This is a genomic window from Flavobacterium seoulense, from assembly GCF_000695795.1.
Taxonomy (GTDB): Bacteria; Bacteroidota; Bacteroidia; order Flavobacteriales; family Flavobacteriaceae; genus Flavobacterium; species Flavobacterium seoulense.
Genome location: NZ_JNCA01000026.1, coordinates 60,780 through 85,372, shown reverse-complemented (window position 1 = coordinate 85,372; position 24,593 = coordinate 60,780). Strand labels below are relative to the sequence as shown.

At 33.0% G+C, this 24,593-nt stretch carries 13 protein-coding genes; 6 read left to right on the top strand and 7 right to left on the bottom strand.

Annotation, left to right across the window (positions count from 1 at the left end):
* Positions 1-87: 87 nt before the first annotated feature.
* The 4 genes from FEM21_RS13365 (at position 88) to FEM21_RS13350 (ending at position 6,876) form a co-directional block, all read left to right on the top strand.
* Positions 88-2,373, top strand: a complete 2,286-nt coding sequence (locus FEM21_RS13365) for a TonB-dependent receptor (protein WP_236353644.1) — start codon at positions 88-90, stop codon at positions 2,371-2,373.
* Between the two features lie 149 nt (positions 2,374-2,522).
* Positions 2,523-3,068 (top strand): RNA polymerase sigma-70 factor, encoded by a 546-nt coding sequence (locus FEM21_RS13360; protein WP_035661244.1) that lies wholly within the window; start codon positions 2,523-2,525, stop codon positions 3,066-3,068.
* A gap of 105 nt (positions 3,069-3,173) precedes the next feature.
* A complete protein-coding gene (locus FEM21_RS13355) occupies positions 3,174-4,109 on the top strand; it encodes a FecR family protein (protein WP_035661242.1) in 936 nt (311 codons plus the stop codon).
* Between the two features lie 127 nt (positions 4,110-4,236).
* Positions 4,237-6,876: a TonB-dependent receptor gene (locus tag FEM21_RS13350; RefSeq protein ID WP_035661239.1), complete on the top strand. Its 2,640-nt coding sequence runs from the start codon at positions 4,237-4,239 to the stop codon at positions 6,874-6,876.
* Positions 6,877-7,178: 302 nt separating this feature from the next.
* Here the strand turns inward: FEM21_RS13350 and FEM21_RS13345 are convergent, their stop codons facing one another.
* The 4 genes from FEM21_RS13345 to FEM21_RS13330 all read right to left on the bottom strand — a co-directional run bounded on the left by FEM21_RS13345 (position 7,179) and on the right by FEM21_RS13330 (position 14,246).
* Positions 7,179-8,156 carry a pectinesterase family protein gene (locus tag FEM21_RS13345; protein ID WP_035661237.1) on the bottom strand — a complete coding sequence of 326 codons (978 nt, stop codon included), beginning with the start codon at positions 8,154-8,156 and terminating at the stop codon, positions 7,179-7,181.
* Positions 8,157-8,289: 133 nt separating this feature from the next.
* The gene (locus tag FEM21_RS13340; RefSeq protein WP_035661235.1) at positions 8,290-9,825 is read right to left on the bottom strand and encodes a rhamnogalacturonan acetylesterase; all 1,536 of its coding nucleotides are present in this window, start codon (positions 9,823-9,825) and stop codon (positions 8,290-8,292) included.
* Between the two features lie 186 nt (positions 9,826-10,011).
* Positions 10,012-12,882 carry a glycoside hydrolase family 2 TIM barrel-domain containing protein gene (locus tag FEM21_RS13335; protein ID WP_051627604.1) on the bottom strand — a complete coding sequence of 957 codons (2,871 nt, stop codon included), beginning with the start codon at positions 12,880-12,882 and terminating at the stop codon, positions 10,012-10,014.
* 17 nt (positions 12,883-12,899) lie between these two features.
* A complete protein-coding gene (locus FEM21_RS13330) occupies positions 12,900-14,246 on the bottom strand; it encodes a rhamnogalacturonan acetylesterase (RefSeq protein WP_081824706.1) in 1,347 nt (448 codons plus the stop codon).
* Positions 14,247-14,699: 453 nt separating this feature from the next.
* Between FEM21_RS13330 and FEM21_RS13325 the strand changes: the two genes are divergently transcribed.
* Both FEM21_RS13325 and FEM21_RS13320 read left to right on the top strand, forming a co-directional pair.
* Positions 14,700-17,810, top strand: a complete 3,111-nt coding sequence (locus FEM21_RS13325) for a SusC/RagA family TonB-linked outer membrane protein (protein ID WP_035661232.1) — start codon at positions 14,700-14,702, stop codon at positions 17,808-17,810.
* 11 nt (positions 17,811-17,821) lie between these two features.
* Positions 17,822-19,768, top strand: a complete 1,947-nt coding sequence (locus FEM21_RS13320; protein WP_035661230.1) for a RagB/SusD family nutrient uptake outer membrane protein — start codon at positions 17,822-17,824, stop codon at positions 19,766-19,768.
* Between the two features lie 77 nt (positions 19,769-19,845).
* Here the strand turns inward: FEM21_RS13320 and FEM21_RS13315 are convergent, their stop codons facing one another.
* From FEM21_RS13315 to FEM21_RS13305, 3 genes are all read right to left on the bottom strand, one after another.
* Positions 19,846-20,898 carry a GntR family transcriptional regulator gene (locus FEM21_RS13315; RefSeq protein WP_035661268.1) on the bottom strand — a complete coding sequence of 351 codons (1,053 nt, stop codon included), beginning with the start codon at positions 20,896-20,898 and terminating at the stop codon, positions 19,846-19,848.
* Between the two features lie 379 nt (positions 20,899-21,277).
* Positions 21,278-23,080, bottom strand: a complete 1,803-nt coding sequence (locus FEM21_RS16460; protein WP_081824705.1) for a prolyl oligopeptidase family serine peptidase — start codon at positions 23,078-23,080, stop codon at positions 21,278-21,280.
* 95 nt (positions 23,081-23,175) lie between these two features.
* Complete coding sequence (locus FEM21_RS13305) at positions 23,176-24,510, bottom strand: right-handed parallel beta-helix repeat-containing protein (RefSeq protein ID WP_035661265.1); 1,335 nt, start codon at positions 24,508-24,510, stop codon at positions 23,176-23,178.
* Between the last annotated feature and the right edge of the window lie 83 nt (positions 24,511-24,593).

Below are 24,593 nucleotides of genomic sequence, written 5' to 3'. Positions count from 1 at the left end.
ATTTTTATTTATTCCAAATAAAATACTATAATCCTGAAAAAGATGACTTATTTAAAACACAGAGTACAATTTATTTTTTTAAGCTGTATGCTTATCCTCTCCACAGCAAATGTTTTTGCTCAGCAAAATTTTGGAAAAATTAAAGGAAAAATAACCACTTCAGACGGCGAGTTAGCAGTAGGCGTAAACATCATTCTTAAAAATTCAAAATACGGTACTGTTTCTAATGAAAATGGTGCTTTTGAATTTAATCGAATTAAACCAAATATTTATGTATTACAAGTTTCATTAACTGGATATGAAACTTTAGAAAAAGAAGTAATTGTTACCGAAAACAAAACTACTAACCTTAATTTACAACTAAATGTTTCTAATAAAGAATTACAGGAAGTTGTAGTAAGTGGCAAAAAAAGCATTCTATCTAAAAAAACAGATTATGTAGCAAGGATGCCAATATCTAATCTTGAAAACCCGCAAGTTTATAGTGTAATTCATAAAGAATTATTACTAGAACAAGTAGCCGTAAATGTTGAAACAGCTATACGAAATAGCGCTGGAGCGGTACCTGTTAGCTATCCTTCAGGAGGACTTGGCATTACATTTAGAGGTTTTGTAATTGGTATTAATGCTAGAAATGGTATGGAAACTGTAACTGGACGCTCGTCTATTGACCTTTCAAACGTAGAACGAATTGAAGTGCTAAAAGGACCATCTGGAACCTTATTTGGCACATCTGTTTCTTCTTTTGGAGGAGTAGTTAATTTGGTTACGAAAAAACCTTTCGAAAAAGCAGCAACTGAAATAAGTTACACTGGAGGAAGCTTTAATTTAAACCGACTTACTGCTGATATAAACGCACCTCTTAACAAAGAAAAAACAGTATTGTTTAGATTAAATTTAGCCTACAATAACGAAAAAAGTTTTTTAGATTATGGTTTTAATAAAACCGTAACTATTGCTCCAAGTCTTACTTACAAAGCATCAGATAAGCTTACTTTTAATTTTGATGCTGAATTGCATAACGTTAACAATACTAGACGTGCCTTCAATGCAACCTACGCTGCTGGAATGACTAGTATAAAAGATGCAAAATTAGATTATAGAAAAACATTATTCCATGATGATTTAGATGCTAAAACAGCTGCACTTAAAGTTTTTGCCCAAGCTGAATATGAAATTGCCGAAAACTGGAAGTCAACAACTATTTTTTCTTATGTTGACGAAAATGTAGAACGCAGCTATCAAACAAATATAAAATGGACCTCTCCTACTCAAGCTGAAACAAGAGTATCTCTCTATGGGCCAATATTCAATGCTTATACTAACATCCAGCAAAATATCAACGGACAATTTGCGACTGGCAGTATTAAACACAAATTTTTAGCTGGTGCAAATTATAGATTATTTAAAAGTAACTTCACCTATGGAACGACACCATTTTTTGCTCCAATTGATGTAACAACAAACTTTGCTCCAATAAGAAAAAAAGCTGTCGATGCAGTTGTTCCTCAATTAATATGGCCAGTTGCTGACCAGGAAACTTTTAGTATTTATGCTTGTGATGTAATCAATTTTACTGATAGATTATCTGCAATGTTAAGTCTACGTTTCGACAACTTTGAACGTGCAAAAATTGGAGCTACAGAAGGTTTTCATCAAACAGCTTTTGCTCCTAAATTAGGATTAGTATATCAAATTGTAAAAGATCAGGTTTCTGTATTTGGAAACTATATGAACGGATTTCAAAATAACCAACCTATAACACAACCTTCCTCAGGAGCATTATTGGTATTAGATCCTACATATGCAGTTCAATATGAGGGAGGGATAAAAGCAGAAGCATTCAACAAAAAAATAAATGCTACAGCTAGTTATTACAATATCACTATCGACAACGCGACCAGAATAATCAACGGAGGTGATACTGCTCAAGATGCAAAACAAGTAAGTAAAGGAGTAGATTTTGAATTGATTGCCAATCCGTTTGCAGGATTAAACATTATAGCTGGCTATGCTTATAATGATAATCGAATAGTAAGAACAACCGATATAACAACTAATGTTAATGGTAATAAAGCGGCTGGTGCTCCTGAAAACGTATTTAACTTTTGGACAAGCTATACCTTGCAAAACAAACTAAAAGGTTTGGGTGCTGGTTTTGGAGTTAATCATGTAGATAAAAATTTTGTATCAACTGATAACATTATTTACATACCTACTTATACAATTTATAATGCTACTGTATTTTATGATCAATCTAACTGGAGAGTTGGTGTAAAATTAAACAATCTAACAAATAAAAAATATTGGGACTTCTATGCAAATTCTCAAGCTCCAACAAACTTTGCTGTGAATTTAACCTTTAAATTTTAAGAAATTACAATTAATTAAATAAAAAGCACTTTTTCTAAAAGAAAAGTGCTTTTTTATTTAATAACAAAAACCTAATTTTTAATCAATCTAAATAATTTTTATTAGCTATATTTGCAAAAATTTGAAAATTAAATTAACTAAAAAACACTATCAAAGAGAACGTTAGAACATATAATTTAAATAATCCTCTTGATTTCGAAAGTCTATACAGAGACTTTTGGAAAAGATTATATATTATTTGTTATAGCAAAACGAGCAACAAAGAAGCTTCAGAAGAAATGGTACAGGATATTTTTATTTCTTTATGGAATAGAAAGAAAGAATTAGTTATTACCTCCTCTATCGAGCATTATTTGATAAAATCTGCTAAACTAAAAGTAATAGATTATTACCGCATACAATCTTCTGCAAAGCAAACCAATTTGATGGAATGCAATTTATGTGAGCATCCAGAATTTGATGAAAAATTCCTCCAGCACAATGAAATAGTACATCAATTTCTTGAGGAAGACTTAGAAATCATTGTTAATGATTTACCCTGTCAATGTCAAAAAGTATATCGTCTAAGCCGAGAAGAACAAATGAGTACAAATGAAATAGCGGATAATTTAAATATTTCGCCTAAAACAGTAAAAAATCATCTTACCAAAGCACTGGGTCTAATACGAAAAACATCCCTTCTTTTTATGCAATAACTTTGTTGCATCACCTTTTATAAAAAATATTCACCAATTTTATTTCTCCGCTAGGACTCCCTTGCTTTTTTTTCGACTATACTATTGAACAAGGTATATAGTGAAATGAAAGTTACCCCTGAATTATTAAAAAAATACGCCAGCCATCAATGCTCCGAGCAGGAAAAAGAAATTGTTGATCAATGGCTAAATGTAACAAACCAAACAGAAGATGAGGAGGAAATCCCTGCTTCTGATTTTTTGGAAGAAAAAATGTGGGGTACTATTAAAGAAACAATAGTTGATGAACCTGAAAGAAATCCAAACATATTTCAGAAAACAACACCTTGGGCAATTGCTGCCAGTATTGCTCTATTAATTGGTTTAGGAATATTCAAGAAATCTTTTTCTAGTGCTAATAATCCAGAAAAAATCCTTGTTTGTCAAACATTGGTAAGAGAAATGAAAAACATCACTCTTAGTGATGGTACAGTGGTTCATTTAAATGCTAATTCTACTTTAAAAATTCCTGAAAAATTTGCTACCAATAATCGTAAGGTTTCTTTAGAAGGAGAAGCTTATTTTGAAGTAGCAAAAGACAGCCTTCGTCCTTTTACAATACAAACCAAAAAATCAGAAACCACGGTTTTAGGAACAAAATTTAATTTATCGGCTTATACTAAAGAACCTACTACATTAACATTAGACGAAGGTAAAGTTTCTTTTAAAGACAAGAAAAACAAAACAAAACCCCTTATTGTATTACCTAACGAACAAGTTATATTAGATGATAAAAGTCTTGTAAAAACTACTGTAAACACTAAGTATTACAAAGGATGGATGAATAACACCTTGTATTTTAATAACGAATCGTTTTTAGAAATTGCAAATAAAATAGAACGTATTTACGACGTAACCATTTACATTAAAAAACATCAATTAAAAAATCAATTCTATAAAGGAGAATTTGAAAATCCTGAAATAGGAACTCTTTTAGACGATTTAAGCTTTGTACTAAAGTTTAGATATGAGATAAAAGGAAATGATATTATAATTTATTAATCCTTAAAAAATAGAAATGAAACAAACCTAACCCTAAAAACAATAAAAAAAACCAGTATGCCGTCTCCAAACTACATACTGGCGAATGTCATTCAATAGCAATTAAATAAACATTTTTTACAAAAATATGAAATCTAAAACAATAAATACATGTTCTACACATGTATTAAAAATCGCCTTTTTCCTTATTTTATGCTTCAATGCACAGCATATTCTGGCACAAAATTCACTTTTAGACAAGAGAGTTACTTTAAGTTTTAAAAATGAAAATCTACCTAATGTTATCTCAAAAATAGAAGAACAAGTATCTTGCTCTTTCTCTTATACTCTAAATATTTTTAAAACAAATAGAATTGTTAGTAAAAACTACGTTAATGAACCTTTGAGAGAAGTACTTAATGAACTATTTGTAAAACACCAGGTATATTATCGCGTACGAAACAATACGATACATTTACAAAACAATACCGAAAAAGGACAGGTTTCGGGAAAATTAACTACCGTTGACGGCAATCCTGCTCCATTTGTTTCCGTTGCATTACAAGGAACTAACTTAGGCGCCACTTCTGATGAAAATGGATATTTTAAATTTTCTGCACCCGAAGGTGAATATACTATTTTAGTTCGTTCTCTTGATTTAAAAGAACAGAAACAACCCGTAAGTATAGAAGCCAATACAAATACTAAGGTTAATTTTAAATTAATCGAAACTAGTCAAGCTTTAAAAGAAGTGGTCGTAGTAGGCAATAAATATTCAATTACTTCAAGAAAGGAAAGCGAATATGTATCTCGGCTTCCTATCAAAAACCTTGAAAATTCGCAAGTTTATAGCGTAATAGACAAAGAACTTATCAAAGAGCAAATGGCTTTAACATTAGAAGAATCTTTTAGAAATGTTCCTGGAGCTGCACCCGCAAAAACGGGATCAGGAATGCCTTCTTTTTTCTCAAGAGGTTTTCAAACCAGTGAAAATTTCCGTAACGGAATGGCTACTTATTTACGAACTGGTATTGACCTTGCTAACGTAGAACGTGTTGAGACAATTAAAGGACCAAGTTCTACGCTTTTTGGTTCCCAAATGACTTCTTTTGGAGGAATTATCAACTATGTTACTAAAAGACCATATGAACATTTTGGAGGAGAAATAGCTTATTCCATGGGAAGTTGGGACTTGAATCGAATGACACTTGATTTAAATACTCCAATAAAAAATGCTGAAGGTTTATTAGTGAGACTTAATGTATCCCGCCAAACAGAAAACAGCTTTCAAGATCAGGGCAATAAAGCAACAACTCTTATTGCTCCAAGTATTTCGTATCAGGTAAATGACCGCTTAAAACTGAGCTTAGATATCGATTTTCTAAGTGCAAATGGAATTGTTGCTGGAGGTTGGATTACGGGACCATCGTTAGGAATTACTAGTTTTAAGGATTTAAAACTCGATTATCGCCAATCACTTAATGACAATTCATTAGTAAGTAAACAAAGTTCTAATAACGTATTCCTTGAAGCTGAATACAAAATTTCTGATGAATGGGTTTCACAATCCAGATATGCTTATGGTGGGGGCGCATACGACGATCTTTATATTTTTGATTATATCTGGCAAACTCAATCATCTGTTGATCGAGTATTAAGAGCATTTACTGATGAGAAAACAACAAGAAAAAACTTCCAACAGAATTTCACCGGAGATTTTAAGTTAGGTCAATTAAGAAACCGATTAGTAGTAGGTTTTGACTATTTATCTAGTTCTAGACTAACCAGATATGATGGACTTGGTTATGGTGCAAAAGTATTTGAACCCGCAAATCTGGATAATCTTAATGCAACCCCTGTTATTCGAATAGAGAATGTGTTAGCTGCGCTAGCAGGAAGAAATACTGGACAGAATCATACAAAAGAATCAACCTATAGTATTTATGCATCGGATGTTTTAAACCTAACCGACAATCTTTTATTAATGGGAAGTTTAAGGGTAGATCGTTTTATTAGCGATGGAACTACAAACACCCTCACTCGTGCTACTACAGGCAACTACAATCAAACAGCACTTTCACCAAAATTTGGTCTAGTATATCAAATTGTGAAAGAAAAAGTCTCACTATTTGGAAATTACCTAAATGGATTTAAAAACGTAGGAAACAGAATTCAGCCAAATGGAGAAGTTTCCATTTTCAAACCTCAACAAGCTGCTCAATGGGAAGGAGGAGTAAAAGTTGATTTAGCAAATAAACTGAATGCTACCATCAGTTACTATCAAATTGATGTAACAAATAGTACACGAAATGAACTCCGAGATGGAATCAATTTCTTTGTACAGGACGGAACACAAAAAAGCAAAGGACTTGAAGTCGAAATTATTGGAAGACCTTTTTCAGGTTTCAATTATGTAGCAAGCTATGGCTATAACGATAATGAATTTACCAAAGCTAATGCAAATGTAATGGGTAAAAGAGCCCAAGGCACTCCTGAACATGTGGTTAATCTTTGGGCGAGTTATGCCATTATTGATGGTAAAGCTCAAGGACTTGGGCTAGGTATAGGAAATTCTTATGTTTCAGAAACTTTTCTGGACAGTGCCAATACCTTTACACTTGCCTCTTATAATCTTCTTGATGCGACTCTTTTTTACAATCGTCCAAAGTATAAAATTAGTCTTAAAGCCAATAACATTCTGGATCAACAATATTGGGTAAGTGATGGATATTATGCTCGTCCGCAAAAACCAGCAAATTTCATGATCAATGTTACTTATAAATTTTAGTTCATAAAATAAAACTAATAAACACATTAGCTCCGTAAAGTCTCCGACTTTGAGGCAGTGATTATCGGTTTTTAACCGACACTTTTAATGTCTGTCTCAGACAGTATAACGCATCCTCAAATTCAGAGACTTTGCGGAGCTAATTCGAAACATTGTATTTTCACGCAAATTTTACAGATTTCCGCAGATTCTTTAATATTTTTTCTGCCCAAATCTGCAAAATCTGTGTGTCTATTTTTATCTCTGTCATAGACAAATTAACGCATCCACAAAAATTAAGACTTTGCGAAACGAAAAATCCATCAAATCTTTTTCCAAAAATCATCTTTAGGAAAAATATTTTTCAAAATATATTTTTTGGCTTCTTCTTTCGATAATTGATGTGACCAGGCTACTCTTTTATTTGTTTTTGATCCTTTTCCTTTGTTTTTGTATTCTGCATAATAAGTAGTTTTGGTTTTATCAGGAAAACGTTCATCTACCCATGGATTCCAGCCTTCCAGCAAAATATGACTTCCTAGATTACAACCTAAAAAAACCGTTTTTGCAAAAGGTCGCCAGGGACGTCCTAAAAAAACCTTTGTTACATTGGCATCGGCAATCAATTTACAATTCAGGAAAACATAACCGAATTCCAGATTCTCTGGTGTGGAAGCCGCTGTTATATACGAATCCTTTTTACTATTAATAATACAATTTTCAAAAACTGCCGTTGCTGGTCCAAAAATAAAATCCGTCGTTCCATCAATATAACAATTTTCATAATATTGATACGTACCATCACCATCTGTCAATAAGGTATCCTGACATCCTAAAATTCTGGAATTTTTAATTGCAAAACGAGTTCCTTTAACGTGCAAAGAAACTGCCTGACCTTTATCACACCAGGAATTTTCAATGGTTAAATTACTAATCTTAACATCATCAGCACGAACTAAAAGCGTGTACGAATCGGATGTTCCAAAGTTTCTTTTAGAATTTGGATTGAGTTTACCTGAATAATCATCATTAGTTATTATTGTTTTGTCCTTGTTTTCACCCTGTAATTCCAAGCCTTTTTTCGACGAAAGAATCACTAATTTTTCCTTATAAATCCCGTTTTTAATATAAATTACAACAACACCATTATCAGTATTTGCAGCTTCAATTGCATCTCCTATTGTTTTATAATCGCCACTTCCATCTTGTGCAACAGTAATTTTTTTATTGGAATCTATTTTGGATTGCGCTTCAATACAATTCGAGAATGCGAAAAACAAAAACAAAAGAATATTTCTCATTGATAAACTAAATTTTAAAATGTATTAGAATTCAAAATAAAGAAAAAGAATCCTTAGTCTCGTTCTAAAAACAAAAAAAATGAGATAGCATTTAAATAACGGTATCTCATTTTTTATAAAATTTAAAATTATTTTATTTTGACAAAGGAGGTAGATCATCTACCTCTTTTTTAGTTAAAACCAAATCTCTAATTTTGCTTCCTTTTAAGTTTCTTAACTCTTCGGCAGCAATTTTAGCTGTAAAATCGGCTCCTGCTCTGCCGGTATGAGTATGATCTTTAGGAAAAAATGCTTTTACTTTTTCCTGTCCTATAACTTCATATTGATCGGCTACTTTTCTACTTAAATTGATATAATCTGTTTTTTCGGCAGCGGCAGCTTCCTGAGCCCATTTGATATAAGTATTATCTCTTTGCTCCACTTTTCCATTTGGCCATTCGTTTCTTGGCGTTAAGCTCATCACAATTGGAGTTCCTCCTTTTTCTTTGGTTTCACGAATGAATTTCTTTAAATACCAGCCATAAGTATGTACTGTTTCCATCAAACTATCAGCACGATTTACCTGTTGTGTTTCTTCGCCAATTCCATTGATAGAACCTCTGAATTTTTCGCTATCAATTTTCCCTGCATCATTATGACCAAATTGAAGAATAACAAAATCATCAGGCTGAATTTCTTTTTTCACTTTATCCCAAAGTCCTTCGAACTCAAAAGTACGGGTACTTCTTCCGCCTCTTGCTTTGTTCACAATATTTACTCTGGTAGTATCAAAATAACGTGGTACCATCATTCCCCAACCAATTGCATTTTCATTTGTATTATCGGCCATAGTCGAATCGCCTACTAAAAAAACATTGATTTTTCGAGGTAATTTAATTACCGGATTTTCTAGAATGTAATTCTTTAACGGACTTTTAGAAACCTTTAATCCTTCAATTATCGAAGTTGCAGCAACTACAGCTCCTTTAGCCGATGGGTGCGTGTGATCTTTTTTATAAAAATAGGTTCCCGTTACTTTTGCTTCGCCAAATTGCTCTAACTTTTTAGCCATTCGATCATTCAAATCAATGAAAACCACTTTTTCCTGATCGGCAATTTGTTTTGCCCATAAACCATAAGAAGTATTATTTCTTGGCAATTTTCCATCCTTCCATGTATTTCTTGGAATTGGTGACATCACAATCGGAATTGCTCCTTTTGCTTTAGCTTCTTTCACTACTTTTCGAATGTACCAACCGTAAGTATGTACAATTTCATGCTTTTTAGTAATAAGATTATCGATTTCTTCGGTCTTTTCAGAAATTCCTTTTATCGTTCCTCTGGCTCTAACGGTATCGTTTATAGGTCCGTCATCATTATGTCCCCATTGGATTAAAACATAATCTCCTTTTTTCAACTTTTTGTAAACGGCATCCCACAATCCTAAATTTTGGTACGATCTTGAACTTGTTCCTCCCAGGGCATGATTTTCAATTCTAACTTTTGTAGAATCTAAAAACTGCCCAATGTAATCGCCCCAGCCCCAAAGACCTCCGGATCCATCGCCGCGACCATTTTTAACAGTAGAATCTCCTACTGTATATACTGTTATTTTTTGTTGCGCCTCTGCCTCAAATTGCACTAAAAAAAGTGCTAAAAAGGCAAACAGCATTAATTTGGTAATTTTCATTTTTTGATATTTGTTATTATATTTTTTCTCTATTTTCTTTAGCTACTAATACACTAATTATTCCTTATCAATCGCTGTGTGTTCAATTTTCACTAACACATTTCGACAACGTCTAAATCAATCCGTGTAATCTAAAATGAATACTTTAAAAATTCATTCGTGCATTCGTGGCAAAATAAATTACTATTACTTCTTATCTGATCTAAAATCAAACCATAAATTCATCTGAATTCCTTCGTCGCCACTTTTTATTCGAATACTCGCAGGCTGACTGTGAGGTCCATGGTGTTCAATAGGTTTAAAATCACGCATTGCCGGAATCTCATACATAAACGAAATATTTCCTTCAGGGAAAGCCGGTTGCGGATAAGCACCTTCAAAAGCATTTTTAGGTAAATCCGGTGTAAATAATCTTAAGAACACTTTCTCGGAAGCAGCAAACATTTTGAAACTATTATTCCCTTTTGCTTTCAAAGCTCCTGCGTAAAAATCAGCATGATAGCCTTTAAATTCCGGCAAAATCATATTTTCAAAACTTTCTCCGGGAATCGTTTGATTGTATTCTTTTTCCCAAACGCCATGAGTAGTTCCTTGAATTCTGTTTTTCCAAACATGATAAGGCCCTTTTCCAAACCATTTCATGCTCTCGACTCCTTCCTCAGGAAAATCAAAAGTGATACCAAAAGCATCTACTTTATCCTGGAAAAAAGCACCATCAAAACCGTTGTTAGCACCAGCATCTTTTAATGCTAACATTTCCATTTTCAATCGGCTATCGGCAGTCATGGTCCATTTTATTTTTTTGATTCCGCCTTTATAATTTACTGTAAGCACAGCCGCATTATTTTCTACAGCCGATTCTACATTTTTCACTTCGGCAATCATCCCAATTGGAGTAGGTCCATTAGTTAAAGGAACAATTCCGTTTTTGTTTTTAACCGAAAGAATTTTTCCTGTTTTCTTGTCAAATGCAACCTGAACATCTTTACTAATTAATGCAACTGAAGCCCCTTCATCTTTAATACTCACTTTAGCTTTTGTTTCATTTTTTTGCAAAAACTTCTCTGCAAAATAATCTGCTTTGTGAATTGTCCAGGTCCAGGTGTAAATTTCTCTTCCGTGTTGATCATGTGCTGTGATTTCGACTAAATCTCCTTCGAAAAAATTAGCCGAAACCGGAATTTTTATTTTCGTCTTTTCACCTGGTTCGATACTTGGAATTTCAATTTTTCCTTTATCTAAAACCGAATTCTCATTTTTAGAATACAGCGCGTCTTTATTAGCCTTAACTACTCGGTATTCCATTGTACAAGTATTTAGATTACTAAAAATATAATCGTTACTTATAAAAAATGTGCCATCAAATTTTGATGTAATACTTACCGGAGAAAATTGAATTGGCGCCCAAATTTCCTTAATAGCATAAAAACTGCCTTCTTTTTCACGGTGAGGTCCCAAAATTCCATCGGCAGCCAAAGAACCTTTCGAATCAAATTGTTCTTTTCCTGTCCAATCAGATCTCTTCACTGCTTCGTCACAAAAAACCCAGATAAATCCACCTGCAAACAACGGACTTTCTTTAAAGTGATTCCAAAAATCTTCCAGTCCTGCCCCTCCTCCATTGTCATAAGTAGCGTGCATAAACTCTGTTGGAAAGAAAACATTTTCTCCCTTTACAAATCGGTGAATTCCTGTTTGATAGGCGGGATAATGATGCGCATCCCAACCATCAAAGTCAGACCAAGGATGAATTACAATACGTTTTTGCGGATCTAAATCGTTGAAAATTTTATCTACATTATAATTCCATCCGCCTTCGTTTCCATTATCCCAAATAATAACTGATGCATGATTCACATCTCGCGTTACCATTTCTGTAACTAATTTGGTTCCTGTCGCAGTATCATAGGAATTTTGCCAACCCGCTAATTCGTCTAAAACAAAAATTCCTAATGAATCGCAAACCTGTAAAAAATGACTATCGGCTGGATAATGACCACGCACAGCATTCATATTCATATCTTTTAGCAAATTCACATCCATGATGCTTAAACGTTTGCTGGTACTTCTACCTGATTCCGGCCAAATTTCATGACGGTTTACTCCTTTCATGATAATCTTTTTACCATTTACATAGATTCCGTCTTTTTTGATGAATTCTAAAGTTCTAAAACCTATGCGTTCTGTAATTTCGTGAATCGTTTTTCCGTTTTGTTTCAATTCTAATTTTAGATTGTACAAATTAGGCGTTTCCGGACTCCAAGGCTTTATATTTGGAAACTGCATACTAATAGCTTTTTTAGCTTCTTTTGCATTAATATCGAATGAATGCGTTCCAATAACTTTATTATCTCCATCGGCTGTAATCGAGGCAACAACCGTACTTTTTTGCGAAACATTCTGCAATTCTAAATGTGCATTTAAAGTTCCGTCCATCTTAGCATCAACAGCAACATGAGCGATATTTTCGGCTGCTTTAATTTCTAACCAAACCGGACGATAAATTCCGCCAAAAAGCCACCAGTCAGCTTTTCTTTCGGCAGCATTTACGGAGTTATTAGCCGAATGTTTCGAAACATGTGCTTCTAAAACATTCGTCCCTCCATAATTCAACAAAGAAGAAATATCATATTTAAATTCGTAAAAACCACCCTGATGAATTGGTCCCGCTGATTTTCCGTTGATTTTCACTTCGGTATCAGTCATGGCTGCACCAAAGACGATGTAAATAGTTTTTCCTTTATCTGAAGCTGAAATTTGAAATTCGTGTTTGTAGAAACCTTCTTCTTTACTTGGCTCTTTTTGGTTCAATTCTTTGTACCAACGACCATAAGTATATTCTCCAAAACCTTCTAATTCCCAGTTTGACGGCACATTTATTTTAGACCATTGTTTACTGTTGTTTCCTCCAGTAACCATAAAATCCCATTTTACGGGATGTTCAAAATCTGTTCCCGAAAGGAACACTTTTTTAGTTTGCTGTGCATTCGCATTCAATCCGCATAAAAACGAAAGAAATAAGGTAGCAACAGCTTGTAATGATTTTTTAAAAAACATAAAATTTGATTAAAGAATTAATTTCCGTCTGGTTTTGCAGTTTCAAAACGATTGCTCATTGGCAGCGTCCATTTTGCAAAAACATTCGGATTATTTGGATTATATTGAGGTAAGCCTTTTATAAAATAATTAGCCAATGGATTATTTAAATCTTGCAAACCTTTAATAACACAAAGTGCAATTTCATTGGCTCCAAAAGAATTAAAATGAGTATTGTCTTCTAATTTTTCTTTTTGTCCCGGAAAAGTATTCGCCGGATATTGCACAAAAGCTTTTCTCGACGGTTCATCGCCCCAGCTTTCATATAAAGTAGTCGTTAATTTTGTAATATCAACTAATGGAACATTCATTTCCTGAGCTACTTTTCGCATTGCATCAGGATAATCGCCGTGTGTTGGTTTTAAAGTTCCGTCAGCATTAAAAAAACGACGCTGCACCGGAGTAACTAAAATAGGAATTGCTCCTTTATCTCTGGCAGCCTGAACATATTCACGAATAGAAGCCGAATAAGAATCCCATGGTCCAATTCCTTCCCCTTTTTCTTTCTCATCATTATGAGCAAATTCGACTATTAAATAATCTCCCGGTTTGATAAGAGACAAAATTTTCTTCAAACGTAAACTAGACTTAAAAGAACGCAATGTTGATCCAGAAACTGCGTAATTAGCCACTACAACATTTTCGTCAAAATAATTAGTGATAAATTGTCCCCAGGAAGCCCAAGGCTCTAAATCCTGATCAGTAACGGTAGAATCTCCGGCTAAATAAACGGTTTTAACATTAGTTATTGGAGTAATACTGATAGTTTTTATTTCGACTGTTCCTAGAAATTCTAAGGTTAATTTTTCGTCCCAATTTAACTGACCAAAATCTCTTTCTTTTAATTGAATCTCAGAAGTAGCATCAATTTTAGGAGTTCTAACATTTATATTAAAGATTTTGGTATCCGTTTCTCCTTTTTTTAGTTTTTCTTGATCTAAAAACAATCTTCTGGATTCTGCTTTAATGGTAGTATTTGTATTTTGGGTTTTACTTCCAAAAGTTACCGAAACCTGATAATTACCTTCAGGAAGCTGCACGGAAAAATAGGTAGGTGCTTCAATAATAAATGAATCCGAATTTAATTTCACATTTGCTGCAGTATTAAAATCGAAACCATAACCTAAAGTGGAATCAAATTTTACAGAAGTAGTAATTATTTTCGCTTCTTTACTTTTTTTAGCTTTTTTACCAAAATAGAAAATTTGCTTTCCTATTGATTTTGGTGTTTCAATTTTATTTTTTTCAGAAACAGTTCCCGCAATTGTTACATTAAAACTATACAATATAAGGAGTAAACAAATTATCTTGTTTTTTTGAATCATAGAATATGGTATTTATTTATAAATAATCGCCTAAAGTATTGTATTAAGCCCAAATTAGTATCCTGCACTGTTAGGCAGTGTAAAAAATTACAATATTTAAGAGCTAAAATCAATTCACAAGTCTTTAACAAATTGTAAATTTTCATTTTACCAAAAATAATACCAAATAATTACTACAAAATACATTTTTAAGAAAAAAACATAATTCTTCAAAAAAACCAACACTATCAGTACATTTTCTTAAATAATAGACTGCAAATCTCAATTCCATAGACATTTTTTTACAAAAACAACCTGCAGAATACAGGTTAAAAAAAAGTTAAATTATTTTTCATATTAACAATTATTTAATGATATTTTTTTGTACTTTTAAATTATATCTTAAATTTTTTAAGATATACGAAGTTTCAACCACATATACACAACCTAATTATTTAACCAAAATTATTTTTTATGAAACATTCTTTCTTAAAGTATCTGGTTTTTTACAGCATCATGCTAATCAGTATGACTGCCTTAGCACAAACCAATACTATCACAGGAACAATCAAAGACAACACAGGCATGCCTATACCAGGAGCCAATGTATTAATCAAAAACACAACCAATGGAGTTCAAACAGATTTAGATGGTAAGTTTGCCATCAAAGCAAAACCAGAAGATGTTCTTGTCGTTTCTTTTATCGGGATGAAAAGCTCTGAAATAAAAGTAAGCAACCAAAAAAATATTAATGTAAAATTAGAAGAAGAAGGAGCAAAACTAGAAGAAGTAGTAGTTGTAGGTTACGGAACCAGAAAAAAGAAAGATTTAACAGGATCAATTGTTAGTGTTGGTGCTAAAGAAATAGAATCCAGACCTGTACAAAATGCTGTTCAGGCTATGCAAGGAAAAGCTGCAGGGGTGGATATTGGTTCTAATGAACGCCCTGGAACTGTTGGCAATATCAATATTCGTGGGTCCCGTTCTATTGCTGCTTTTAACTCTCCACTTTATGTAGTAGATGGAATTCCTCTAAACTCAAGAGCAAGTACTGATTCAGATGGAAAAGTATCACAAGTTGGAGGGAGCATCGACTTCATTAATCCAAGTGATATAGAATCTATTGACGTATTAAAAGATGCATCAGCAACAGCAATTTATGGATCTCGTGGAGCAAATGGAGTTATTATTGTTACAACCAAAAAAGGAAAAAACGGAAAATTCACCATAAACTACGACACAGCAGTGACGACCGAAAAAATTCATGAATTTGCTCCACTGATGAATGCTGCAGAATACATTGAATTACGTCGTTGGGCTAGATATTACTCAAACCCTTCTGCTTTTGCTCCAGGAAATGCGCCAACTATAGCGAATGACCGAACTATATTTTTAGACACTGCAGATCCTGCTGCATGGGCTAATATAGAAAAAGGATGGGCTACTGGAACTTGGGATGGTTCAAAAGTAAGCACAACCGACTGGACAAAATTTGTCACACAGACAGGAGTGACTCAACAACACACTTTAAGCGTTAGTGGAGGTTCAGAAAAAATGAAAGCGTATGGATCTTTCGGATATCTTGAAAACACAGGAACATTAAAAGGACAAGGTTTCAAACGTTACAATGGTTCTGTAAACATTGATATTACTCCAACAAAATGGTTTTCTATGGGAGCTAACCTAAACACAAGTTATGCTGTGAACGAATACGGATTATCTAATGCTGGTAGATCTGCAGTAGCGTCATCAGACGGGATATACCAAACTGCAAGACAAAATCTACCTTACGCAGTACCACTAGATGCTAATGGAAATAGAATTCAAAACCCTGGGGGAGATTCAACTATTAGAAACGTTTATGAAGAATACAAATATTCTCAAGACCAACGTGTAACCTTACGTGCTTTTGGTAGTTTTTATGGTCAATTAGATTTTGGAGGATTTTCATCCAAGTTAGACGGTTTAAAATACCGCGTAAATTTTGGTCCTGATATCACTTCTTACAGAAATGGAGCATTCTTAAACGGTTTATCGTCTGCTCGTTCTGGAACCAGTTTTGCTTTATTGGCAAAAAACCAAACCATCTCTTACACTTTAGATAATCTAATTTTATATAACAAAACAATAGGCAAACACGATTTTGGCATTACTTTATTACAAAGTAAAACACAATATTCTAACGAAGAAAGCTCTATGTCTGCTGAAAATATTAAAAACGTAGATAACAAATGGAATGCTTTAACTAAAGAAAATGTAACTTTAAATGCATACTCTTCAAATCTTATTGAAACCGGTTTATTCTCTTACATGGGTAGATTAACTTATGGTTATGACGACAAATATCTATTAACAGCATCTCTACGTTATGACTCAGCTTCTCAATTAGCAAAATTAAACCGAAGAGATCAATTTACAAGTGCCTCTTTAGCTTGGCGAATCGACAAAGAAGAGTTCTTACAAAATATTTCCTGGCTTAATGCATTAAAACTTAGAGCCGGATATGGGGTAACGGGTAATGCTGCAGTACCGGCCTATGAAACACAACCACCATTAGGACAAGTACTTTATTCAACATCTTCAGGAGTTCTAACTAACTTAAAGTTACCAAACAGCGAACTAGGTTGGGAAAAAACAACTCAATATAACTATGGTATTGACTTTGGACTATTTAGTAATAGAATTTCAGGAAGTTTAGAATATTATACTTCTAAAACCAAAGATTTATTATTATTAAGAAGTATCCCAACAGTTATTGGTTACGACAAAACTCTTGCCAATATTGGAAAAACTGAAGGAAATGGAGTTGAACTTACATTGAATACCATAAATGTTAAAACAGCCAATTTTGAATGGACTTCAAGTCTAAGTGCTTCTTGGCAAAAAAGTAGAATAGTTGAACTACAAAATGGTAAACAAGATGACATCCTTAACACAAGATTTATAGGATATTCTCCAGGTATTATTTATGGTTTTGAATCTAATGGAATTTGGAGACCAGAAGATGCTGCAGAAATGGCTAAATTCAACGCAGCTGCTGGTAGTACTGTTTTTACTTTTGGAAACGCAAGACCCGTTGATCAAAATGGAGATTATAAAATTGATGCTAATAACGATCGTGTAGTTCTAGGAAGTACTGAACCAAAATTCATAACAGGTTTAACTAATACTTTTAATTTTAAAAATATCGAATTATCCATCTTTATATATGGTCGTATGGGATACCTATATGATGCTGGAGGAGAAAATTTAAGTGGAAAAACCAGCCAAAGAAAATTAGATTATTACACTGATGACAATACTAATGCAGAATATCAAAAGCCTATTTTCTCAGCTGGGACAGGTGATTTATACAATCCTATTTTAGGCTACAGAAACGGTTCTTTCTTAAAAATAAGAAATATCTCTTTGGGCTATAATTTCGAACAAGACTTAGTAGAAAAATTAGGACTTTCCAGACTACGAATTTATTTGCAAGCAGCTAATCCAGGTATGATTTTCTCTAAAGTAAAATGGGTAGACTTAGATACCAGAACTACTTATTCTAATAGAGGATTTACATTAGGGTTAAATGTTCAATTCTAAAAAAAACAATCATGAAAAATTATAAAAAACTATATATCAACCTAATATTACTAGCAACATTAGGATTTAGCAGCTCTTGTAGTGAAGATTTTCTAGACGAAAAATTAAAAACCGGATACAATTCAGGATACTTAAAAACCGAAGAAGGGATTCAAGCTTTATCTGTTGGAACCTATTATCAAGTTTTTGCATTAGATATGAATAGAGAAGTTCCTCTTACCGCAAACGAATCGGGAACCGATGAATTTCATGTTGGAGGTGACCCATCAAATGGATTATGGAATTCCTATGCCTCTGGATTTGGATCTTTTGTAACTGTATCTAACTCTAATACTGTTGCTGCCAATACCAATTGGGACAATTTATATATTGGAATTGGAAACACTAATCAACTAATTGAGTCAATCAATGCGATTACATCAACTAACGATGCCATCAAAAAAGTTGCCTTAGGAGAAGCTCATTTTATGAGAGCTTATAATTATTTAAAATTAGTAAGACAATATGGAGGTGTACCAATAAATCTAAAAACAAGCAATGTTGTACAATTAGAATTTACAAGAGCTTCAGCTGAAGACGTTCTAAAACAGGTCATTACTGATTTTACACAAGCCTACAACTTACTATCAAATACAGGCGGACCAAATAAAATAACAAAAGATGCAGCTGCTCACTATTTGGCTAAAGCTTATTTAACTCGAGCTAGTGAAATCAATGATGCTTGGAATTCAACAACTAAATTAGCCGACTTACAACAAGTAGTTACCTTATCTGACGAAGTGATTTCTCGCCACGCATTAGCGCCAAATTATGTTAATCTATGGGACTTTAAAGCAGCTGACGGAGCAAACGAAAAATTATCCGAATTAATTTTATCTGCTGACTTCAATTCAAATCAGTTAACAACTGGAGGAAATCAACAGCACTTGTACTTCTTATCTACGTACGATCAATTACCTCAAATGATTCGTAATACTGCTGGAGGACGACCATTTAGCCGTCTAGCTCCTACTTATTTTACTTATGACATTTATGACAAAGTAAACGATTCTCGTTTTTGGAAAAGCTTTCAAACAAAAAGCATTGTAAATAATAGAGTATCAGGAAGCATTTATGTTAATGGCGATTTAGGTATCATGTATATAATGAACAGCCCTACCGATACAAGATTTGCAAAAACCAGAAATGATGGTACAATAGTTTATGCTAAAACTGGAAAAGTAATTCCTAGTGTATTTGTAGCTTATGCAGCTGATAATTTTGGATTGATGAAAGATGTTAGATTTCCATCATTAAGTAAATATATGGATGGTTCCAGACTTGATTTCAATGCTACAAAAGGAAGCCGTGACATTATACTAGCCCGTTCAGCAGAAACTTATTTAATGGCTGCAGAAGCAAAAATTAGATTAGCTAAACTAGGAACAGGTTCTTATAGTGATGCTTTAAGCTACATTAATATTGTACGTAATCGTGGTGCTTATAAAACAGGAGAAGATCGCGCTGCTTACACTGACGGATCTGCTGCCTGGACAACTGCAGTTCAAGGAGGAAGAGCTAGTTCATTTATTGCTGAAAATTCATATTATGAATCAAACAACATAGCAAACACTACTGCAGCAACTACTTTAACTATTGCAAGCATTAGTGCATTACCAGCAGCTGATCAAGCAGTAATAACAAAATTAGGATACTCTAGCGATTATGACAGAATGCTATGTTTAATTTTAAATGAACGTACCAGAGAACTTTGTGGAGAATTTCACCGTTGGGAAGATTTAAGCAGAACCAAAACTTTAATAGCCAGAGCAAAAGCTTACAATCCTGATGCAGCTCCAAATATCAAAGATTTTCACAATATACGTCCTATACCACAAACGTTTCTTGATGGAATATATACACAAGGAAGACCATTAACAGCAGCAGAAAAAGCTGCAATGCAAAATCCTGGGTATTAAATCACATTTTAAGCTACTAAAAAAGGAGGTCAAATTGACCTCCTTTTTTTATATCATGATTTAAACAAATCTTAATATTAAATTGAATTTCTATCAATAAAATTGAAAGGATTTTTAATTTTACCAGATTCTTTATTCAAAATCATACTTGCTGCTGTTGCTCCCATCATTTTAAAATCAGTGGAAACTACTGTAATCCCGAGTAATTCTTTCAGTGGAGTATCATTATAAGATATAACACCTATTTCTCTTCCTAGTTCAAAATTTTTATCTCTAATTTGTTTTACAAGACTCACCAAATCTGATTCTTCTATAGTAATAAACAAATCTCCTTTTTTTAAGACTATATCATCATAAACTTCTCTTAGCACTTCATATTCTAATCCGGAATCTACGCAAAATCGTTTAAATCCATTTAGAATTCTTCTTGGATAAGGATAAACAGAACTTTCAGGATAAATTAAAATTAATTTATTGTATCTGGAAATTTTTTCAATTCCTTGTTTCAAAGCACCATAAATATCGTTTTCATAATCCTGACAAACTTCAATCACAGAATCCTGAATTCCCTTGTTATTATCTAAAATAACTAATTTGTCTTTTGGAATTTTATTAATTGCCTCTAAAACATCTTCTCCTGAACTAAAATGAGTGAGATTATCCGTTTTAAAATGAGGCATAATTACATAATAATCATAAGCTCCTAAATATTTGTCTATTAAATTCAGGAATAAAGTCTGGTCGCAATGATAGATATGTAAATCAGTTTGAGAATTTCCGCCTATGTTATTAATAAAGGAATTGTAAATTCTCATCTTATAAGAACTCAACTTGTTAATTAAAAAAAGTACATTGACTTTAGCAATTAATTTAGTACGAGTAACATAATATCCTTTTCCACGAATAGGAGTTATGATCTTTCTTTTCTTTAAAATATTATAGGCTTTTTCGACAGTATCTCTGGAAAGATAGAATTCTTCACTAAGCATATTAATGGAAGGCAACTTTTGATCCATTTGTATTTTTCCAGTAGCAATACTATCAATTATAGAATCAACAATTTGTTTGTATTTAGGGATTCTTGAGTTTTCACTTAAACTCATTGAAAATGTAACCCCTTCATCCGTCATCTCTTTTGTCAAAAACTTTTCCATCTCCATATCAATTATATTCTACTTTTTCACTTGTAAAATCTCCCCTATTTTAGTCTCAAAAAAGTAATATTTCAAATAATAAGTTGTAATCGATTTCCAAATATAGAAATAATTCTAGGATGAAAACCGAAAAAAACTACAAACAGAGCAACAAACACTATTTAATGATAAAAAAAATATCATATTTACAAAAAAAGCATTTACTAACTACAAATTCTTTAATATTTTTTGAAAGTTTAATCTTTCAATTGTAAATATACAATCTAGAAATTCCATTTTTAACAAAACATATAAAACAGAAACCCTACTAAAACAAATTGTTTTTAGTAGGGTTTCTATACTCTTTAGTACAAAATTACTCTTTCAAAAGTTGTGACAGAATTGATCTTGGAACTTCAATTACAGTTCCATGACGTGTACCTGCTGGAAAAACCACTTTATCTGAGATATCTTCCCACCCAGTAGCCGTTTGTTTTACAGCTCCATATTTATGATCTCGATATTTATCAAAATACACAATCCATTGACCGTCAATTTTAATAGCAGTTGGTCCTTCGGCCCAATAATTTCCTGTAATTGGAGCACTTGCTTTACTATAAGGCCCAGTTAATTTATCACTGTAAGCTACTTTAAGATTTTTTTGTACAGGAACTTTCGTCTCATCTTTTAAAAACATAATAAATCCTTTATCATCTTTTAAAATAGAAGAATCAATTACATTAAAGCCAGGCTCATAAAGTAATTTTGTAGGACTGTAAGTTTTAAAATCTTTTGTAGTCGTGTAATATATTCTGTGATTATATCCTTTCTCTTCTGTTGATTGTGTTTCAGTAAATTTTCCATCAACAGTAGTTGCCCAGTAAATCATATATTCTTTATTAGCTTCATCATAAGTAATTTCAGGAGCCCAGGTATTACGAGTACCGGTTTCATGAGCCATAACAGGCAAAAATTCCTGCTTAGACCAATGAATTAAATCTTTAGAAGAAGCATATCCTATTCCTTTATCTGTCCAGCTTACCGTCCAGACCATGTGGTACAATCCATCGCCGCCTTTAATAACACAAGGATCTCTCATCAACTTATCTTTTCCAACTTCGGGAGTTAAAAAAGAAGCGTCATTTTTAAGCGATTGCCATTTATAACCATCTTCACTGTAAGCTAAATGCAATCCATCTTCGCCATTTCCTTTAAAATAAGAAAAAATATAAGCTGATTTTTCAGCGATAATCTTATTAGCAATTAACCAATGCTCTAAAGAAGCTGACCAATCTGTATTTGTTCCTTTGTTACCTAATCCAAAACCATGACCTCCATTTTCATAAATATGCATTTCGGCAGGTACTTTATTTTTCTTTAAAGCCAAATAATAATTGATACTATTTTCTACAGGAACCGCACGATCATCAGTAGCATGAACTAAGAATGTTGGCGGCGTATTTTCGTTCACTTGTTTTTCATTCGAATATTTAGCAATCAAATCAGCCGAAGCTGTTTTTCCCAGCAAACTTACTTTCGAACCATTGTGCGTAATTCCGTCTTCCATTGAAATTACCGGATAAATCAATACCGAAAAATCAGGACGTGCACTGATATCTCCTTTCGAATCATATACTTTATCTAAAAAATGTGTAGATGCTGTTGAAGCCAAATGCCCTCCGGCAGAAAAACCTATAATTCCAATTTTTGTTTCATCCAAATTCCATTTTGCAGCATTCTTGCGTAATACCCTGATAGCTTCTTGTGCATCTTGCAATGGACCAACATTTTTATCTTTCATAATTTCGTCTGATGGCAAACGATATTTAAGAACAAAAGCCGAAACCCCAATAGAATTAAGCCATTTTGCTACTTTAATTCCTTCTTTATCCATAGCTAAATGACTGTATCCGCCTCCGGGACAAACCACCACAGCAGCATTTTTCTTATTATTATTCGAAACCAAAAAAGGAGTTAAAGTTGGAATCGAAACCTTATCAACTCCTGTCACGTTCCCATTAGCATCTAATCGGGAATTTTCAACATGTTTTTCATTTTTAATAGCTCCCGGAATTTTATCCCATAAAGGGAATGCTGTATTTTCCTGAGAAAAGCTGTTGATGGAAATACCTAAAAAAAGTACCAGTCCAAAAAATAATGTCTTTTTATTTTTATTCATCTTTTTAATGTAAAATTCTATTTCTATGGTTTTTAGTTAATTAATTTTATTTTAAACGAATGCAATTTAAACAAAAATATCAAATTTGATTATTTTCATTTTTGTTCAAAACATCCCAAATCTGGAGCTGTACCTTTAAATGGAAATCCGATATCAGTTCCCGCATTTATAAGTTTACTGGCAGGATTCAATTTCAAAAAATTAATTTCCGGAAGACTTCCATCAGCTTGTCTTAGCGCCATTAATAAACTTTCGTCAAGACTTAAAAAATCAGCAGCAGTAACTGTACTATTTTTTAAATCGAAATAATTATTTTTCAAAATACATCTTGACTTATCAATATCTGTCAATTCGGCCACGGTTGCAGCAAAACCCAAATTATTAGCCATTTCGTGATTCCATCCCGGTCCATCTGTTCCAAAATCTGTTGGATTCAATGCAACACAATTGAGCATATTATAATTTCTTTTATTTAAATAAGCTGTATTATTATACCAATAATTTCCTTCTAAATGATGATTTGCATAAAATCCGCTTTGTTTATTTTTAACTGCCAAACAAAACCGAATGGTATTTTTAGGAATTGGAACATATTTTTCAATCAGTTCATTGTATGGATTTTTTCCTTTTCCATATCCTCCGGCTTTAAATCCGTTTCCATCAGCTCTTGGAACAAAACCCGATGAATATCCGTTATAAAAAGCCCAGCAATTTTCGATTAAAACGGGTTCAGCATTATTAATTAAATCAAAACCATCGTCGCTGTTGTACCAGGCGCGGCAGCCTCTCAAAACATTATTCACGCTTCCTTTTTCAAGATGACATCCAAAACCATCACTATTTCCGCCTTTTCCACCTTCTGAAACCGAATCATAATTGTTGTAAGCATCACAATTTAAAATTAAATTATTCGAACCGCTAAGCATATAAACCCCGATAGCCATATTATCATGCATGCTTAATTGTTCCAGCGTATTATTACTTCCGCGAACTTCAAAACATTCTGATTGCGTATGTTTTTTAATTGTGACCTGAACACCTGTAACCTCAATTCCTTTTATATGAATATTATTTCCTGCTACTAAAAAAGCAATAATTCGACGACCTTCAGGTTTGACATTTTTATAATCAAAAACAGGTTTTTCATTTTGATAAGCCAAGTATGAAATTCCGTTTTTATCTAATTTAGTTACATATGCCCAAATGGATTTCTTTTCAGCAACTTGCTCTTCCCGCATGGTATAAACACCGCCTCTTATATAAACAACATCACCAGCCTGAGCTAATTCCTGAGCTTTTTTTATAGTTTCAACTGGAGATTTTATACTTCCGTTATTAGTGTCTTTTCCAGCAGGAGCAACATAAATTTCTTTAGCTAAAGCAAATAATCCGTTTAACAAAACCAGTACAAGTACGATTCTATGTTTCATAATTTCGAAAATATTTTCCATTAAAAAGGGAAGCTAATTAACTTCCCTTTTCTGTATTACCAACTATTTTAAACTTACTTAAA

Bases quoted from the DNA above. Each gene is read 5' to 3' on its own strand.
- FEM21_RS13365 (WP_236353644.1), top strand. From the start codon at position 88: ATGCTTATCCTCTCCACAGCAAATGTTTTTGCTCAGCAAAATTTTGGA.
- FEM21_RS13355 (WP_035661242.1), top strand. From the start codon at position 3,174: ATGAAAGTTACCCCTGAATTATTAAAAAAATACGCCAGCCATCAATGC.
- FEM21_RS13350 (WP_035661239.1), top strand. From the start codon at position 4,237: ATGAAATCTAAAACAATAAATACATGTTCTACACATGTATTAAAAATC.
- FEM21_RS13345 (WP_035661237.1), bottom strand. From the start codon at position 8,156: ATGAGAAATATTCTTTTGTTTTTGTTTTTCGCATTCTCGAATTGTATT.
- FEM21_RS13340 (WP_035661235.1), bottom strand. From the start codon at position 9,825: ATGAAAATTACCAAATTAATGCTGTTTGCCTTTTTAGCACTTTTTTTA.
- FEM21_RS13335 (WP_051627604.1), bottom strand. From the start codon at position 12,882: ATGTTTTTTAAAAAATCATTACAAGCTGTTGCTACCTTATTTCTTTCG.
- FEM21_RS13330 (WP_081824706.1), bottom strand. From the start codon at position 14,246: ATGATTCAAAAAAACAAGATAATTTGTTTACTCCTTATATTGTATAGT.
- FEM21_RS13325 (WP_035661232.1), top strand. From the start codon at position 14,700: ATGAAACATTCTTTCTTAAAGTATCTGGTTTTTTACAGCATCATGCTA.
- FEM21_RS13320 (WP_035661230.1), top strand. From the start codon at position 17,822: ATGAAAAATTATAAAAAACTATATATCAACCTAATATTACTAGCAACA.
- FEM21_RS13315 (WP_035661268.1), bottom strand. From the start codon at position 20,898: ATGACGGATGAAGGGGTTACATTTTCAATGAGTTTAAGTGAAAACTCA.
- FEM21_RS16460 (WP_081824705.1), bottom strand. From the start codon at position 23,080: ATGAATAAAAATAAAAAGACATTATTTTTTGGACTGGTACTTTTTTTA.
- FEM21_RS13305 (WP_035661265.1), bottom strand. From the start codon at position 24,510: ATGAAACATAGAATCGTACTTGTACTGGTTTTGTTAAACGGATTATTT.